Annotated in this window: 15 protein-coding genes; 8 read left to right on the top strand and 7 right to left on the bottom strand. The window is 71.3% G+C overall.

The features are described from left to right. Positions 1-184: 184 nt before the first annotated feature. On the top strand, positions 185-934 hold the full coding sequence (locus KVT44_RS11135; RefSeq protein WP_217566902.1) for an MBL fold metallo-hydrolase: 750 nt from the start codon (positions 185-187) through the stop codon (positions 932-934). A 22-nt stretch (positions 935-956) separates the two neighbouring features. Here the strand turns inward: KVT44_RS11135 and KVT44_RS11130 are convergent, their stop codons facing one another. Further along, positions 957-1,334: a MerR family transcriptional regulator gene (locus KVT44_RS11130; RefSeq protein ID WP_099924500.1), complete on the bottom strand. Its 378-nt coding sequence runs from the start codon at positions 1,332-1,334 to the stop codon at positions 957-959. Between the two features lie 74 nt (positions 1,335-1,408). On the opposite strand from KVT44_RS11130, the gene KVT44_RS11125 reads away from it, so the two are divergent. Continuing rightward, a complete protein-coding gene (locus KVT44_RS11125; RefSeq protein WP_217566901.1) occupies positions 1,409-2,608 on the top strand; it encodes an MFS transporter in 1,200 nt (399 codons plus the stop codon). 44 nt (positions 2,609-2,652) lie between these two features. On the opposite strand, the gene KVT44_RS11120 is transcribed toward KVT44_RS11125, so the two are convergent. Next, positions 2,653-3,279, bottom strand: a complete 627-nt coding sequence (locus tag KVT44_RS11120; protein ID WP_217566900.1) for a TetR/AcrR family transcriptional regulator — start codon at positions 3,277-3,279, stop codon at positions 2,653-2,655. Between the two features lie 114 nt (positions 3,280-3,393). Here KVT44_RS11120 and KVT44_RS11115 point away from each other — a divergent pair, with 114 nt between their 5' ends. Next, positions 3,394-4,422 (top strand): aldo/keto reductase, encoded by a 1,029-nt coding sequence (locus KVT44_RS11115; RefSeq protein ID WP_217566899.1) that lies wholly within the window; start codon positions 3,394-3,396, stop codon positions 4,420-4,422. A 32-nt stretch (positions 4,423-4,454) separates the two neighbouring features. On the opposite strand, the gene KVT44_RS11110 is transcribed toward KVT44_RS11115, so the two are convergent. Continuing rightward, positions 4,455-5,309 carry a GNAT family N-acetyltransferase gene (locus KVT44_RS11110; RefSeq protein ID WP_217566898.1) on the bottom strand — a complete coding sequence of 285 codons (855 nt, stop codon included), beginning with the start codon at positions 5,307-5,309 and terminating at the stop codon, positions 4,455-4,457. 112 nt (positions 5,310-5,421) lie between these two features. Between KVT44_RS11110 and KVT44_RS11105 the strand changes: the two genes are divergently transcribed. Then, positions 5,422-5,949 (top strand): GNAT family N-acetyltransferase, encoded by a 528-nt coding sequence (locus tag KVT44_RS11105; RefSeq protein ID WP_095856429.1) that lies wholly within the window; start codon positions 5,422-5,424, stop codon positions 5,947-5,949. A gap of 75 nt (positions 5,950-6,024) precedes the next feature. Here the strand turns inward: KVT44_RS11105 and KVT44_RS11100 are convergent, their stop codons facing one another. Then, positions 6,025-6,729, bottom strand: a complete 705-nt coding sequence (locus KVT44_RS11100) for a chaplin (RefSeq protein WP_217566897.1) — start codon at positions 6,727-6,729, stop codon at positions 6,025-6,027. Between the two features lie 217 nt (positions 6,730-6,946). Between KVT44_RS11100 and KVT44_RS11095 the strand changes: the two genes are divergently transcribed. Together KVT44_RS11095 and KVT44_RS11090 are read left to right on the top strand one after the other, a co-directional pair. After that, on the top strand, positions 6,947-8,509 hold the full coding sequence (locus KVT44_RS11095; RefSeq protein ID WP_217566896.1) for an alpha/beta hydrolase: 1,563 nt from the start codon (positions 6,947-6,949) through the stop codon (positions 8,507-8,509). Positions 8,510-8,634: 125 nt separating this feature from the next. Next, on the top strand, positions 8,635-9,135 hold the full coding sequence (locus KVT44_RS11090) for a DUF4232 domain-containing protein (protein ID WP_099924494.1): 501 nt from the start codon (positions 8,635-8,637) through the stop codon (positions 9,133-9,135). On the opposite strand, the gene asnB is transcribed toward KVT44_RS11090, so the two are convergent. Next, the gene (gene asnB, locus KVT44_RS11085; protein WP_217566895.1) at positions 9,128-10,969 is read right to left on the bottom strand and encodes an asparagine synthase (glutamine-hydrolyzing); all 1,842 of its coding nucleotides are present in this window, start codon (positions 10,967-10,969) and stop codon (positions 9,128-9,130) included. The genes KVT44_RS11090 and asnB overlap by 8 nt on opposite strands. 367 nt (positions 10,970-11,336) lie before the next feature. On the opposite strand from asnB, the gene KVT44_RS11080 reads away from it, so the two are divergent. Beyond that, positions 11,337-12,851, top strand: coding sequence for an FMN-binding glutamate synthase family protein (locus tag KVT44_RS11080; RefSeq protein WP_217566894.1), 1,515 nt, complete (start codon positions 11,337-11,339; stop codon positions 12,849-12,851). A gap of 4 nt (positions 12,852-12,855) precedes the next feature. Here the strand turns inward: KVT44_RS11080 and KVT44_RS11075 are convergent, their stop codons facing one another. Next, a complete protein-coding gene (locus KVT44_RS11075; protein WP_217566893.1) occupies positions 12,856-14,118 on the bottom strand; it encodes an arginine deiminase in 1,263 nt (420 codons plus the stop codon). A gap of 33 nt (positions 14,119-14,151) precedes the next feature. Then, entirely contained in the window at positions 14,152-15,570 is a 1,419-nt protein-coding gene (locus KVT44_RS11070; RefSeq protein ID WP_217566892.1) for a basic amino acid/polyamine antiporter, read from the bottom strand. A 128-nt stretch (positions 15,571-15,698) separates the two neighbouring features. Between KVT44_RS11070 and KVT44_RS11065 the strand changes: the two genes are divergently transcribed. Then, entirely contained in the window at positions 15,699-16,796 is a 1,098-nt protein-coding gene (locus tag KVT44_RS11065; RefSeq protein WP_217566891.1) for a chemotaxis protein, read from the top strand. The last annotated feature ends 31 nt before the right edge of the window (positions 16,797-16,827 follow it).

Here is a 16,827-nt window from a genome sequence, read left to right as displayed (position 1 = left end):
GGGAGCCGCCATTCCGCGGGCGCGTCAAGTCCCTTGCCGGCAGAGCCCGTTCACGTTCGGCCACGCCGTCGGTGAACGCGTCCGTGCTCCGGAGGCCGCCCGTCGCGTTGCCACCCGCACGCGGTACCTTTCGGTTCGACCCGGCCCGACCCGGCCGGCAAAGATCTCAAGCATCGGGATGGTCATGCGCGAGGACGCGATCGTCGAGGTGGCGGCCGGAATCCATCTGGTTCACGGCAGCAACACCAACTGGGTGATCCTGAGCGAGGGGGACGCCGTCACCCTGATCGACACCGGATATCCGGGCGACCGCCCGGACGTCCTCGCCTCCCTCGACGCGCTCGGCCACTCCCCCGAGGCCATCAGCGCCGTACTCATCACCCACGCGCACAACGACCATCTCGGGTCGGCCGAGTACCTGAGCAGCACCTACGGTGTCCCGGTCCATCTGCACGAGGAGGAGGTGGCGCACGCGCGCCGCGAGTTCCTCCAGCAGGTGAGCGTGGGCGAGGTGATGCGTCAGGCGTGGCGTCCCGGCGTCCTGCCCTGGGCGGTGCACGCGATCCGTTCCGGCGGCAAGGCGGACGTCCGGATGACCCGGCCCGAGCCGTTCCCCGCCAAGGGAGCGCTCGATCTTCCCGGCGGTCCGGTGCCGGTGCACACACCCGGGCACACCGCCGGACACTGCGTCTACCACCTGCCGGACGCCGGCATCGTGATCTCCGGCGACGCCCTGGTCAGCGGTCACCCCACCTCGCGGATACAGGGCCCGCAGCTGCTGCCCGACATGTTCCACGCCGAGCGCGCGAACGCCCTCGCCTCGCTGAAACTCATCGAGGCACTCTCGGCGGACGTCCTGCTGCCCGGGCACGGCCCGGTGCACCGCGGATCCGTGAGCGAGGCGGCCCAGCGCGCCCAGGCGCTCGCCAACTGACGGCCGCCTTGAGCCGGCCGGCTCAAGGCCGCGGGGTTCCCGGCTGGACGGTGTCGAGGTAGGCCCGCAGCGCGTCCCGGTTGCGGGCCAGGCAGTCGATGCGGCTCTGGATGCGGTCGATCTCGCCCCGCAGGAGTGCGGCGGTCTCCTGGGTCAGGCACTCGGGGTGGAGATGGATCTCGCCGGGGTCGGACAGGAACGGCAGGATGACACGGATGATCTCGGTGGTGAGCCCGGAGTCGAGCAGCCCGCGGATCTGCCGTACGCACGGGACGGCCCCGTCGCCGTACGCGCGATAGCCGTTGGCGGCCCGCTCGGGGCGCAGCAGGCCCTGTTCCTCGTAGTAGCGCAGCATCCGGGTGGGGACGCCGGTGCGGCGCGACAGCTCACCGATCCTCATGACTCGGCATGACTCCGCTCTCCGGGGCAGACGCGCTTGCCTTCACACTGATGTGAGGGTTTCAGCATGGTCGCATGTCGCTCGCACCGCCCGCCAAGGGCACCGCTCCGCCCGCCTCCGGGCTGCCGCTCTCGGGGCTGCTCGCTCTGTCCACGGCCGCCTTCACCGCCGTACTGACCGAACTGCTGCCCGCCGGTCTGCTGCCGCGGATGGCTCCGGCCCTGGGGGTGTCCGAGGGGCGTGTCGGTTTCCTGGTGACCGGATACGCACTCGCCTCCTTCCTCGCCGCGGTGCCCCTCACGGCCGCGCTGCGCGGGCTGCCGCGCCGCCGGGTACTGACCGGCACCCTCCTGGGTTTCGCCTTCTGCAACGCCGTCACCGCGCTGTCGTCCTGGTACGCGCTCACGTTCGCGGCCCGGCTCGGGGCCGGGGTCATGGGTGGCACGCTGTGGGCGATGCTCGTCGGCTACGCGGCCCGGATGGTGCCCGCCGAGCGGCGCGGCCGTGCCATCGCGATCGTCCTCGGGGGCATCACCCTCGCCCTGTCGCTGGGCGTGCCCGCGGGCACCGCGCTGGCGGACGCCGTCGGCTGGCGCGCGGCCTTCGGTGTGCTGTCCGTACTCGCCGCGCTGCTCGTGCTCTGGGTGCGGTGGCGAGTTCCGGGCCTGCCCGGCGAACCGGCGGACGGGCGGATACCCCTGCGCCGGGTGGCCGCGCTGCCCGGCATCGTGACCGTCCTTTCCGTGACCCTGCTCCTGCTTCTGGGGCACCAGGTGATGTACACGTACGTCGCCCCCTTCGCCGCGCACACCGGTTTCGGCCATACCGGTCTCGTCCTGCTGGTGTTCGGGGTGGCCACGGTGGTGGGGATCTGGATCGTCGGCGCCCTGGTGGACGCGCACCTGCGCCGTACGCTGCTGACGGCCCTCGCCCTGATCGCCTGCGCGATGGCGGCGCTGGCCGTGTCCGCGGGCGACCCCCTCGCGCTCCTCGTCTCGGTCGCCCTGTGGGGCGCCGCGTTCGGCGGGGCGCCGACGCTGATCCAGACCGCGCTGGTCGACGCCTCCGGCCCCGCCCACGCCGACGTGGCCACCTCCCTGCAGAGCACCGTCTACAACGCGGGTATCGCGGCCGGTTCCCTCACCGGAGGACTTGTCCTGGAGAGCGCGGGAGCCACGGCTCTTCCCTGGACGTCACTCCCCCCGATCGCCGCCGCGGTCGGTGTGGTGGCGGTGGGTCGGCGGCGGGCGTTTCCCGCGCGGCGCCCCGTCTGACACCCCGTCCGCAGGGCACCAGGACCTGTCCGGACGCCTGTCCTTCAGCGGGTTTCCCGTGCGGGGGCGCCGTAGCGGAGTCCGTCGACGAGCAGGGCGATCATGCGCGGGGTGTGACCGTTGTCGTCTTCCTGGGCGGGCAGGGTCAGATTGCGCGTGGCGACCAGGAGGTCTTCCGGGTCGACGTCGGAGCGGATCTCGCCGGCCTTCGCCGCGGTGTCGAGGAGCGCGCCGAGGACGGGCATGAAGCGCTGCTGGAAGTAGGAGGGCAGGGTGTCGTAGGCCGGGTCCCCCGAGTGCAGGGCCGCACTGAGTCCGCGTTTCGTGGCGATGAAGCCCGCGAAGCGCTGGAGCCACTTGGCGAGCGCTTCGGCCGGTTCGTACCGCGCCGCCAGGGAGGGTGCGGCGTCGGCGCAGGCGTCGACTTCGTGGCGGAAGACCGCGGCGATGAGGTCCGAGCGTTGCGGGAAGTGGCGGTAGAGGGTGCCGGCCCCCACGCCCGCCTTGGCGGTGATCTCCCGCACGGGTGCGTCCACTCCCGAGGTGGCGAAGACTTCCGCGGCCGCCGCGAGCAGGGCGTCGGTGCTGCGTTGCGCGTCGGCGCGCAGCCGCTTACGGGGCTGCCCTTGCGCCGCGGCGGCGTCGCCTTCCCGAGTCGTTTCCTCGCTCACGATGCTTCCCCTTGCTAACCGGAACACCGTTCCGTATCGTCTAGATTGAACGCTGTTCCGTTTCCGCCAGCCTAACGCGCCGCGGCCGGCACCGGCCGACGCACAAGGAGACTCATGAAGTACCGCACACTGGGCCGAACCGGCATCAAGGTCAGCCCGTACTGTCTGGGCGCGATGATGTTCGGCGCCATCGGCAACCCCGACCACGACGACTCCGTCCGGATCATCCACAAGGCGCTGGACGCGGGCATCAACTTCGTCGACACCGCGGACGCCTACTCACGCGGCGAGTCCGAGGAAATCGTCGGCAAGGCCCTCAAGGGCCGCCGGGACGACGTCGTACTCGCCACCAAGGCCCACCTCCCCATGGGAGACGACCCCAACCAGCGAGGCAACTCGCGGCGCTGGCTGGTCCGCGCGCTGGAGGACTCGCTGCGCCGGCTCGGTACCGACCACGTCGACCTCTTCCAGATCCACCGGCCCGCCCCGGACACCGACGTGGAGGAGACCCTCTCGGCCCTCACCGACCTGGTGCGCGCGGGCAAGGTCCGGGCCATCGGCACCTCCTCCTTCCCCGCCTCGGACATCGTCGAGGCGCAGTGGGTCGCCGAGCGACGGGGCCTGATGCGGTTCCGCAGCGAGCAGCCGACGTACTCGATCCTCAACCGCGGCATCGAGCGCGAGGTGCTGCCCGTCTGCGAGCGCTACGGCATGGGCGCCCTGGTCTACAGCCCGCTCGCGGGCGGCCTGCTGACCGGCCGCTACCGCAAGGGTCGCCAGGCCGACAGCCACCGTGCCGCCTTCGGCTTCAAGCACCTCAGCGACGAACGCCGGCTCGACACCGTGGAACAGCTCATCCCCCTGGCCGACAAGGCGGGGATGCCGCTGACGCACCTGGCCATGGCGTTCGCGATCGCCCATCCCGGCGTCACCTCCGCGATCATCGGACCGCGCACGATGGCCCACTTGGACGACCTTCTCGCGGGCGCGGAGACCACTCTGACCGACGAGATCCTCGACCAGATCGACGCGATCGTGCCGCCCGGCACCGACATCGGGACGCTCGACATGGCCTACAACCCACTCGCCATCCAGCAGACCGCCCTGCGCCGCCGCCTGCCCGACGAACGCTCCGCCGCCTGAACCAGCGCCCGACCTGATCCGCCGGACAGGACCTAGCCGAGTTCGAGCGTGGCGACCCCGTAGACGCGCTCGGCGCTGAACGGCCTGACCGGGCCGGTGTACATCCGGGCGGTCTCGAAGGAGGGGGCGAGGCCGAACCCCTCGGCGAGGGCGACGCCCGGCTCGTTCGACTCGGGGATGTCGATGGCGACCTCGCCCCCGGGAACGTCGGCGGCCAGCGCCAGCAGGAGGGCGCGGGCATCCTCGGCGGTGTCGGCGAACAGCGGGCCCACGCGTGGGCGGTCGAGGGCGGGCCGGACCACCGCGTAGCCGGTGAGGTGGCCGTCGGCGACGCGGACGAAGGTGCGGTGGCCTGGACCGGTGAGCCACCGCTCCAGGAAGCGGGGGCGGTCGGCCGGGCAGCAGGCACTGTCGTACGCCGCGATCGACGCGAAGTCGGCCGCCGCGGCGGGCCGCACCCCCGGTGGCGTCTGTGCCGCCGGCACGGTTCCGATGAACCGGACGGTGCGGTGGGCCAGTTCGAAGCCGGACTTGCGGTAGTTGTCCTGCTGCGCCACCACACCATCCAGACCGACGGTCCGGCCGCCGGCGTGGGCGAGGGCCGTCTTCCAGGTGGTGAGGCCGTGGCCGCGGCCGCGCAGATCCGGTCGTACGAGATAGAAGCCCAGGAAGGCGTAGTCGGCGTCGTACGTCACGACCGAGACCGCCGAGACCGGCTGCCCGTCGATCCTGCCGATGAAGAAACCCTCGGGGTCCTGGGCGAAGAAGCTCGGTGCGTCGGACAGCCCCGGATTCCATCCCTCGTCCCCCGCCCACCCGCTGATCACCGACCAGTCGTCGAGCGAGGCCCGGGCGACGACGAGATCCGCGGGACCAGGAGAAGTCATGTGTGCGCTCCATTCGCTTGCGGCGGGGGTGCGCGGCGGTCGCCCGCGCCCGCAGCATCCTTCCCGATCTCCACGGGGATTTCAGCCTCTGTCACTCATAGGCTTGCCGTCCATGAGTGTCGATGACGTGACCCTGCGCCCGGTGGCCGAGGACGACCTGCCCGTCATGGAGCGGTTCCTGACGGAACCCGAGACCGCCACGCCCTTCCAGTGGTTCGGCTGGCGGGACCCGGACCGCTGGCGGCGCAAGTGGGCGGAGGACCACATGCTCGGCGACGACGCGGGCTATCTGATGGTCGTGCGCGGCGAGGAGCGCCTGGGCTTCGTCGGGTGGCGGAAGATCCGGCCCACCCCGAGCACGTACTACTGGAACATGGGCATCGGTCTGCTGCCGGAGGCGCGCGGCAAGGGCTGGGGCACGGAAGCCCAGCGGCAGCTCGTCCGTTACCTGTTCGCGCACACGACCGTGGTGCGGATCGAGGCGGACACCGAGGCGGAGAACATCGCCGAGCAACGCGCCCTGGAGAAGACCGGGTTCACCCGCGAGGGCGTGCTGCGCAGTGTGGGGTTCCGGGACGGCCGGTGGCGCGACGGCGTGCGCTACAGCATCCTGCGCGACGACCTTCCCGAGATGCGCTGATCCCGCCCGGGGACCGCTCGCGGAAGCCACCCGAACGGGGCCCCACCGGTCGTGTGCCCGGTGGGGCCTTGCGCGTCAGCGGACCCCCGTGGGCCGGAACCGCCGGTACAGCACGGCCCCGCCCAGCAGCAGGGCGGCGCTCGCGGCGACCGCCGGCATCGTCTGGTCGGCGCCCGTGTGGGCGAGGGAGGCCATCGGCCGCGGCGGGGCCTGGTACGGCGGCACCTGCGCCCTGGGCGTCGTGTGCGGCCTCGGGGCGGTCTTCACCGGCTGGGGGTGGTCGCCGGAGGTGTTCGTGGACGTGTTCCCCACGGACGCGTTGCCGAGGCCGACCACGCTCACGGAGTTGCCGCTGACGTTCACCGGGAGGTGCACGGGGAGCTGCAGGCCGTTGCCCGAGAGCACGCCCGGAGAATCCTTTCCGCTCCCGACCGCGACAGCACCGCCGCGTGAAACGGCACCGCCGCGAGCCACGCCACCAGCGCCTTCGCCGCTCCTGCCGTGGCTCCTCCCGCCGACGCCGGGGCCCCCGCCCTCGCTCACGTTCGCACAGCCGTTGCCCGCGGCGGGGTTCAGGAGCCCGGCCACGTTCACGGTGTTCCCGCACACGTTCACAGGGACGTGCACCGGGAGCTGGAGGGTGTTGCCGGAGATCAGCCCGGGCGAAGCCGCCGTACCGCCGTCCGCCGAGGCGTCGGCGTGCGCCGGCATCGTCACGGCCATCGCCGCGCCCGAGGCGGCGGCCGCGGCGATCAAACCATTTCGGGTAACCCGTTTCATAGGTTCCCTGCCTTCCAGACATGGACGCGGGCACTCACCCGCACCGCGTAAAACGCGGGAGGACCATCCGACGTTATGGCTGATCGTGCTTTCACCCCATCGAGGGTCACGTTTATCGAACGCCCGCCCAGAGGCGCGCTCCCGGACACCCGCTTATCGTGAGCGAGGAGCTATCCCCTGGCGCCCGGTACGACGCCGGGCGTCCCTGGAGGCATCCATGCTGTCCGCGCACCAACGCTGGGCGTACGCCGGAGCCGGCGTCGTGACACTGGCCCTGCTGGCGGCGGGTCTGCCCTCGGGGGTGGCTACGGCCGCCGAGGGCCCCGATCTGTCCCGCTTCTACCACCAGCAGATCAAGTGGGGTACCTGCAAGGGCGACGGAATGCCCGCGGATCTGCAGTGCGGGCAGGTGACCGTCCCGCTGGACTACGCGCGCCCAGGGGCCGGGACGCTCGACCTCGCGCTGGCCCGCTACCGCGCCACCGGCGCGTCGAGGGGATCCGTACTGCTGAACTACGGCGGCCCCGGCGTCCCGGGAGTCCCGCAGCTCGCCACCGGCGGCAAGGACTTCATGCCGCTCACCAACGGCTACGACGTGGTGACCTTCGACCCGCGCGGTGTCGGCCGGTCCTCTCCCGTCAGCTGCGGCGGCGGGATGGGCCAGACCTCCGACGCGACGGGCCCGGCCACCCACGACAGCAGCCCGGAGGCACTCCTCAAGCAGGTGCGGAAGGACGCCGACGAGTGCGCCAAGCACTCCAGCCCGGTACTGGCCCACATAGGCACGGTCAACGCCTCCCGGGACCTGGACGTGATGCGCCAGGCCCTCGGTGACAAGAAGCTCAACTACCTGGGATTCTCGTACGGAACACGCCTGGGCGCGGTGTACGCGAGCCAGTTCCCCGACAAGACGGGCCGCATGGTGCTCGACGGCGTGGACACGCTCACCGAGCCGCTGTCCGAGTCGGGCCTGGTGAGCGCCGAGGGGCAGCAGACCGCCCTGGAGGACTTCCTCACCTGGTGCACCCAGGACCCGTCGTGCCCGTTCGGGCAGGATCCGCGCGATGCCCGTCAGCGGGTCGCCCGACTCGTCGACTCGCTGGACAAGGACCCGGTGCCGACGAACTTCGGGCAGCAGTTCTCCGGCCAGGACCTGGTGGCGACCATGGGTCTTGAACTCTTCGACCGCAAGGGGTGGCCGGAACTCGAGCGGTCCCTCGCCTCACTCGTCCAGGACGGCGACCCGAGCCCACTGTTGCAGGCGGCCGGGGGCAACGCCCTGCCCCACGCCACGTACAGCGGGCTGGTCGACCCCGCGAACGTGCCCCCGGACAACCTCGAGAGCGCACTCCTGGCGATCAACTGCGCCGACGACCCCGATCGGCCCAGCGCCGCGCAGCTCACCAAGGAGATCGACGAGCTGAAGGCCGCCTATCTGGAGGCGTCGCCGATCTTCGGCCCTCTCCGCCTCAACGAGCTGCTGATGTGCTACGGCCGCCCCAAGGGCAGCGACTACATCCGCGAGAAGGTACGCGATGTCCACACGCCGAAGATGCTCCTCGTCGGCACCCGCGGGGACCCGGCGACCCCGTACCGCTGGACCGAGGAGACCGCCGAGCGGCTCGGCTCCGCGGCCGTCGTGCTCGACAACAAGGGCGAGGGCCACACCGGGTACGCGTCGTCCAAGTGCGTGCGCCAGAAGGTCACCGACTTCCTGCTGTACGGCTCACTGCCGGACAACGGCAGCTCCTGCGGCCCGGAGGATGCGACGGCCCCCTGAGGGGTCGGACACAACCCGAAGGGCACCTCGTCCGTCACACTGAGCAGGCGTCGCTCACCGTTCGTGACATCGCTCATGACACCGTTCGTGACACCGCTCGTGACCGAAACAGGGGGAACCCACCGATGCGCAGCCGACCCGTTCTCGCCCTCCCGGCCGTCGCCGTGGCGCTGCTTCTCGCCGTGCCGCAGAGCGGCTCGGCCGCCGCGCGGCCCGCCCGGTGCGCCGAGAAGGCCGTCACCGTCCACGCCCACCGATCCGGCGACCCCACCCTGCTGCACCTCGGCGTCACCAACCGCTCCACCCGGGCGTGCACCGTCGACCGCATCCCGACCGTCGTCTTCGGGGACCTCGACGGCGCCGCCCTGCCGGTTCCCGCGGGGCGGAGCGGGCCGTACCTGCTCGATGCGGGCCGGACGGCGTACGCCGCCCTGCGGACCATCGCCGACCCGGCGGACCCGGAGGCCCGCCGGGTGGAGGCGATCAGCGTCTCGGCGGACCCCGCGCGCTTCGGCCGTACGTTCACCGCGCGTGAGCTGGGCGTCGGTCGCGTCGTCCTGGTGTGGGAGCCGGTGACCTCGTGGTGGAAGCCCTCGCAGGCGGCCGCCGACCGGGCACTCAGGTAAGCAGCACGTCCGGGGCGTACATGTCCAGCCACAGCGCCAGGTCCAGGGTGCGCTCCAGGCCCCGCCGCGACGCCTGCGTGATCTGCGGGCTGTCGCGGTGGGCGGCCCGGTGGACCCGCTCCCGGTCGACGAGGTCGAAGACCGGGTGCGCGGGCCGGGCCAGGAGGTCCTTGGCATGGTCCTGGAGGGCGATCGCGTACTTGGGATCCTGCGTCGACGGATAGGGGCTCTTGACCCTGTCGTACACGGACTTGGGGATCAGGTCGGCGGTCGCCTCCCGCAGCAGGCTCTTCTCCCGTCCGTCGAAGGACTTCAGGGACCAGGGCGCGTTGTAGACGTACTCGACGAGCCGGTGGTCGCAGAACGGCACCCGCACCTCCAGGCCGACGGCCATGCTCGCGCGGTCCTTGCGGTCGAGCAGAACACGGACGAAACGGGTCAGGTGGAGGTGGCAGATCCGCCGCATCCGGTACTCGAAGTCGCTCTCGCCGTCCAGCCGCCGGATGCCCGCGACGGCCGTACGGTAGCCGTCGGCGACGTACGACTCCAGGTCCAGCGCCTCGGTGAGGTCCGGGCGCAGTACGTCGGCGTCGTCGCCGAAGTCCCGGCTGAACCGGACGAGCCAGGGGAAGGTCTCGGCGCTGCGGGCCTCCTCGTCGAAGAACTGCAGGTAGCCGCCGAAGACCTCGTCCGCCGACTCCCCGGAGAGCGCGACCGTGGAGTGCTCGCGGATGGCCTGGAAGAGCAGGTACAGGGAGGCGTCCATGTCGCCGAAGCCCATGGGGAGGTCGCGGGCCCTGATCACCTTCGCGCGGACGTCGAGGTCGGCCAGGGCGTGCGCGTCGAGGACGATGTCCTGGTGGTCGGTGGCCGAGGCGCGGGCCACGTCGTGCACGAAGGGGGTGTCGGGGGTGCCCCGCAGCTCGTCGGCGACGAAGTGGTCGGTCTGGCCGACGAAGTCGACGGCGAAGCTGCGGACCTTCTCGCCGTGCTCGCCGAGCTGCCGGGCGGCCAGCGCGGTCATGGCGGAGGAGTCGAGGCCGCCGGAGAGCAGGGTGCAGCGCGGCACGTCGGCGACGAGCTGGCGGCGCACGATGTCCTCGAGGAGCGAGCGGACGGTGGCGATGGTGGTGTCGCGGTCGTCGGTGTGCGGCCGGGTCTCCAGCTGCCAGTAGACGCGGCGGCGCAGACCGGAGCGGTCGACGGTGACGACGGTGCCGGGCTCCACCTCGCGCATGCCGTCCCAGATCGCGTGTCCGGGCGTCTTGACGAAGGTGAACAGCTCGCGCAGTCCGTCGAGGCGGACCCGGGCCGGGGCCAGCGGATTGGCGAGGATCGCCTTGGGTTCGGAGCCGAAGAGGACGCCGTCGGGGGTCGGGTAGTAGTAGAAGGGCTTGATGCCCATGCGGTCGCGGATCATCACGAGCTTGTCGTGGCGGCCGTCCCAGACCGCGAAGGCGTACATCCCGTTGAGCCGCTCGGGGAGCGCCTCACCCCATTCGAGGTAGCCGCGCAGGACCACCTCGGTGTCGGAGTCGGTCGAGAAATGGTGCCCGCGGTCGGTCAGCTCGCGGCGCAGCTCGGTGAAGTTGTAGGTCTCCCCCGAATAGACGAGCGCGACCGTGCCGTCCGGGGTCTCGGCGGTCATGGGCTGGCGTCCGCCGGGCAGGTCGATGATCGCGAGCCGGCGGTGCCCGAGGGCCGCGGGCCCCTCGGTCCAGGTGCCGCGGTCGTCGGGGCCCCGGCAGGACATCGTCTCCGTCATTGCATCCAATGTCTCCGCCTCGGCGCGCAGGTCGCGGTCGAAGGAGACCCAGCCGGTGATGCCGCACATGCGTACCTCCCGCGTCCGGTTCTGCCGGGAGCACTGCGCCTGCCTGCGGTTTCATGGGCGGGCCAGCGTTTCCGCAAAACCAGTTGTATTGAGCAGCTATATGACGAGGTTGTGTCATGTGCGCAAGTGACGTCAACACGTACGTAACCTGACCGGACCAGTCACCCCGACGGTTTCGGCCGCGCTTTGCGTCCCGCGGACGGGCGGATCGGCCCGCTGCCGGGCGTCTGCGAACGGGAATCGGCCACGGGCAAAGTCTTCCTCAACATCCGCCGGGGCGCCCGGGGGGGGGATCCTCGGGGACCCGAGCGGCATGCCCGCTTTCGCCCCTTTCCGTCCCATGGGTTTGACTCATGGTGTGCGCCGGATGCTCTTGCCGCTGTTCGTCGCCCTGGGTGCGGCCGGGGCGCTGGTCCTGGCATGGGCCGTCTCGCCCTGGTGGTGGTGGGCGGCCGCCGTACTGCTCGCCCTGACCGCGCTCGCCGTCCGGGACCTGGCCCAGCGCCGCCACGCGGTCCTGCGGAACCGTCCCCTGCTCGGCCACCTCCGCTTCCTCCTGCGGCCCGACGACCGTGATGTGCGCGGCCTCGTGTACGAGCGCGCCGGGGGCGTCGAGGCCGAGGAGCCCTTCGGCACCGGGCTGGACCTGTACGGGCACGGGTACGAGTACCTGGAACCGTCGATGCGCCCGGTCGAGATGCCGGACGAGCCGCCCGTGGTGCGTGTCGGCGGCCCGGACTGCACCCAGCCGTACGACATGGCCCTGCTGAACGTCTCCGCGATGAGCTTCGGGGCGCTGTCCTCGCACGCGATCCTGGCGCTCAGCCGGGGCGCGGCGCTCGGCGGTTTCGCGCACGACACCGGCGAGGGCGGTCTTTCGGACCACCACCTGCGGGGCGGCGGCGACCTGATCTGGGAGATCGGCAGCGGGTACTTCGGCTGCCGCACCCCGGAAGGGGGCTTCGAGGCACGGGAGTTCGCGGACAAGGCCGCCCTGCCGGAGGTCAAGTGCGTGTCGCTGAAGCTCTCCCAGGGGGCGCAGCCGGGCATCGGCGGGGTGCTGCCCGGCGCCAAGGTGAGCGCCGAGATCGCCCGGGCCCGCGGCGTCCCGCAGGGCGAGGCGGTGGTGTCACCGCCGTACCACCGGGCGTTCTCGACCCCGCGCGAGCTGGTGTGCTTCCTCGCCCGGATGCGGGAGCTGGCGGGTGGCAAGCCGACCGGCTTCAAGCTCTGCGTCGGCTCGCGCCGCCAGTTCCTCGCCGTCTGCAAGGCGATGCTCGCCGAGGGGGTCTCGCCCGACTTCATCGTGGTCGACGGCGCCGAGGGCGGTACGGGGGCCGCGCCGCCGGAGTTCGCCGCCTCCCTCGGTACGCCCCTGACCGAAGGGCTGATCATGGTGCACAACGCGCTGGTCGGCAGCGGGCTGCGCGACCGTGTGCGGATCGGCGCGAGCGGCGGGGTCGCCACCGGTGCGGACATCGTCAAACGGCTGGCGCAGGGCGCCGACTACACGAACGCGGCCCGCGCGATGATGTTCGCGCTCGGCTGCCTCCAGGCCCGGCGCTGCCACACCAACACCTGCCCGGTCGGGGTCGCGACCCAGGACCCGCGCCGGGTGCGCGCCCTGGACGTCGCCGACAAGTCGGCGCGCGTATACCGCTACCAGCGGGCCACGGTCCACAGCGCGAGCCGGATCATGGCCGCCATGGGGGTACGCGATCCGGCCGAGCTCGGACCGCATCAGCTGCTGCGGCGTACGGACCCGGCGACCGTACGGTCGTACGCGCAGCTCTACGAGTGGCTGGAGCCTGGGGTGCTGCTCGCGGAGCCGCCCGCGTCCTGGGAGGCGGACTGGAAGGCGGCGGATCCGGACGCGTTCTGAGCGTTCAGAACTCCACCGGGTCCCTGATGATGGGGCAGGTCATGCAGTGGCCGCCGCCCCGGCCACGCCCCAGCTCGGCGCCGACGATGGTGATGACCTCGATCCCGGCCTTGCGCAGCAGGGTGTTGGTCTGGGTGTTGCGGTCGTAGGTGACCACCACGCCCGGTTCCAGCGCGACCGCGTTGTTGCCGCTGTCCCACTGCTGCCGCTCGGAGGCGTACACGTCCCCGCCCGTCTCGACGATCCGCAGTTCGGACAGCCCGAGGGCCTTGGCGACGACCTCGGTGAAGGGGCGTGCGCCCTCGTCGGTGAGTTCGATGCCGGGGGCCTTGTCGCTCGGGCGCAGGGAGAAGGTGCGGACGGCGTCCATGATGGTCGGGTAGAGGGTCACCAGGTCGCGGTCGGCGAAGGTGAAGACCGTGTCGAGGTGCATCGCGGAGCGCAGCTTCGGCAGACCCGCGACGATCACGTGCTCGGCGGCGCCGTTCTCGAACAGGGCCGCCGCGACCTGGGTGATGGCCTGGCGTGAGGTGCGCTCGCTCATGCCCATGAGCACGACGCCGTTGCCGACCGGCATGATGTCCCCGCCCTCGAACGTGGCCTCCCGCCAGTCCCGTTCGGGATCGCCCCACCACACGGTCGAGCCCGCGAAGTCGGGGTGGAAGGTGTAGATCGCCTTCATCAGGAGCGTCTCGTCGTGCCGGGCCGGCCAGTACAGCGGGTTGAGCGTGAGGCCCTCGTACAGCCAGCAGGTCGTGTCGCGGGTGTAGAGGGTGTTGGGCAGCGGTGGCATCAGGTACTCGCGTACGCCCGTGGACTCGCGGGCCAGTGCGAGGTAGGCGGAGCGGTGCTCCTCGGGCAGGTCGGCGGTGGCGAGACCGCCGATCAGGAATGTGGCGAGCCGGGCCGGTTCCAGTGTCTCCAGGAAGGCGCGGGTGCCGTCGACGAGCCCGATACCGACCTCGTTCGGGGTGATCTTCCGGTCCAGGAGCCAGTCCCTGGCGACCGGGAGCGCCATGGTCCGGGCGAGCAGATCGTGCAGTTCGACGACGTCGACGCCTCGTTCGCGCATCTTGTTGACGAAGTCGGCGTGGTCGCGCTGGGCGTTCTCGACCCACATGACGTCGTCGAAGAGCAGGTCGTCAGCGTTGGTGGGGGTGAGCCGGCGGTGCGCGAGACCGGGCGCGCAGACGAGTACCTTGCGCAGTCTGCCGACCTCGGAGTGGACGCCGTACGCCGGGCGGCCGGTGGTGTCTTGACTGGTCACGGTGTGCCTTTCTCCGGGGCGGGGACGGGCGGGTCAGAGGCTGATCCAGCCCAGCGCCAGGGCGACGATCCCCAGGACCGCGCCGGCGATCGAGACGAGAAGGATGACGAGTTCCCGGGGTGAGAACAGGCGTCTGCCCTGCTCGCGCCGGGCCATCACGAACAGCACCGTGGCGGGCGCGTAGACGATGAAGGAGACGAGAAGGTACTTCGGTCCGGCCGCGTAGAGCAGGAACGCGGTGTAGAGGGTGGCGAGCGCGGCGACGGCCAGGTCGCCGTCGGGACTCCCCCGTGCGGTCTTCAGGGCGAAGGCCGCCGCCAGCAGGAACGGGATCAGGGTCAGCGCGCTGGTCAGGTCGAGCGCGAAGCTGAACGCGTCGTCCGAGAACAGCGTGACGACCAGCACGACCTGGGTGAGCAGCGTCGTCATCAGCAGCGCGGGCACGGGCACGTCGGCGGCGGTGGAGCGGCCGAGGAAGCGGGGCATGTCCTCGTCCTCGGCCGCGACGAAGAGCACCTCGGCCGCCATCAACGTCCAGGCGAGATAGGCGCCGAGCACCGAGACGATCAGGCCGACACTCACGAAGACCTTGCCCCAGGTGCCGACCGCGCTCTCCAGGACCCCGGCCATGGAGGGCTGCCGCAGCTCGGCGATCTCGCTCATCGGCAGCAGCCCGTACGACACGAGGGTGACGGAGGCGAAGATGGCGAAGACGCTCAGGAAGCCGAGGACGGTCGCCCGGCCGACGTCCTCGCGGCGCCGGGCGTGCCGGGAGTACACACTGGCGCCCTCCACGCCGAGGAACACGAAGACGGTGGCCAGCATGGTGCCCTTGACCTGGTTGAACAGCGAACCGGCGTAGTCGGCGCCGGCGAAGTTCTCGGCGAAGACACGGGGCTTGAGGTAGAAGAGCGCCAGGACGACGAAGACGAGGATCGGCACGACCTTGGCGACGGTGACGATCCGGTTGATGGCCGCGGCCTCCTTCACCCCTCTGCGGATGAGGAAGAAGAAACACCACAGGCCCACCGAGGACAGGGCGACGGCGAGCAGGGTGTCACCGTCGCCGAGCGCCGGGGCGACGGCCCCGATCGTCGACATGATGAGCACCCAGTACGTCACGTTGCCGACGCAGGCGCTGGCCCAGTAGCCGAACGCCGAGAAGAAGCCCAGGTACTCGCCGAAGCCGGCCTTGGCGTACGCGTACACGCCCGCGTCGAGGTCGGGCCTGCGGACCGCGAGCCGCTGGAAGACGAAGGCGAGCATCAGCATTCCGGTGCCCGCGACGGCCCAGGCGATCAGGGCGCCCGCCACGCCCGTCTCCTGGGCGAAGAGGCGGGGCAGGGAGAAGACGCCGGCCCCGACCATGGAGCCGACGACCATCGTGGTGAGGGTCGGCAGCGTCAGTTTGGCGGCCGGGGGCGCATGGGTTTCGGTATCGGCCTGCGTCATGGGCGTCCTGCGGAGGCGGGCGTCGTCGTGCGACGACGACGCGGGGGAACGTCATCTGGCGACCCGAGCGACACTAACAATCAATTGCCCCAAATGCCCGATAACTGAATCGGCTCTATCGTGCTGTTATGGAGCACGCACTCAGCCCAGCGACCCTCACCATGCTGCGCAGGCCGCGGCCATATCCCGCGGTGTCGGTGCTGACGCCCACGCACCGCCGCGAACCCGACAACGCCCAGGATCCGGTCCGGCTGCGCAATGTCGTGGCCGAGGCCAAGAAACAGATCGAGTCCGATCCGGCGGTCACCCGAGAACGGCGCACCGACCTCGTCCAGCAGCTCGACCAGGCCCTCGCGGAGGTCGACCTGGCGCACGCGGAGGAGGGCCTCGCGATCTTCGCGGCGCCCGGCGAGCACCAGGTGTGGTCGCTGGCCCGCACGGTGCCCGAACGCGTGGTGCTCTCGGACACCTTCCTGACCCGCAACCTCGTCGCCGCGCAGGTCTCGGAGCGGCCGTTCTGGGTGCTCGCGGTGTCGGCGGACCGGGTGACGCTGTGGAACGGCGGCGCCGACCGGGTCACCGAGGAGCGCATCGGCGGTTTCCCGCGGACCCGCAGCCTCGAGGACCCGAACGCCGAGCGCAAGGAGCGCATCGGAGACCTGCCCAGCACCTTCCGCGACGAGCGGACCAAGCACTTCGTGCGGGACGCCGACACCGCGATGGGCGCCGTCCTGCGCGAGGATCCTCGTCCGCTGTACGTCACCGGCGAGACCGCCGCGCTCTCCCTCCTCGACGAGGTCGGCACGGTCACCAAGGACGCCACGCACATCCCGCACGGCGGACTCGCGCACGGCACCCCCGACGCCGTGTGGCAGGCGGTCCGTCCGCTGATCAGCGCCGAGGAGCGCAGGGACACCGACGCGGTGGCACGGGAGCTCGAGTCGGCCCGTGGCCGCAAGGAGTTCGCGGCCGGGGTCGACGAGGTGTGGCAGAACGCCTCCCAGGCCCGGATCCGGCTGCTGGCCGTCGAGGAGAACTACCGCGTGACGGTACGCGACGACGGCGGCGACCATCTGGTCCCGGCCGAGAGCGGTGATCTGGACGCCCGCGAGGACATCGTCGACGAGATCGTCGAGCAGTGCCTGGAGACCGGAGCGGACGTCCGTTTCGTCCCCGACGGCAGTCTCGGTGACGCGAAAGGCATCGCCGGGGTGCTGCGCTACTGATCATTCCGGCAGACAATCGCCTCCAGAGCTG

The sequence above is a fragment of the Streptomyces sp. GbtcB7 genome, assembly GCF_019091445.1.
In the GTDB taxonomy this organism is placed as follows: Bacteria; Actinomycetota; Actinomycetes; order Streptomycetales; family Streptomycetaceae; genus Streptomyces; species Streptomyces mirabilis.
The sequence above is the reverse complement of the archived record's forward strand: the minus strand, read 5'-3'. Positions and strand labels throughout refer to the sequence as shown.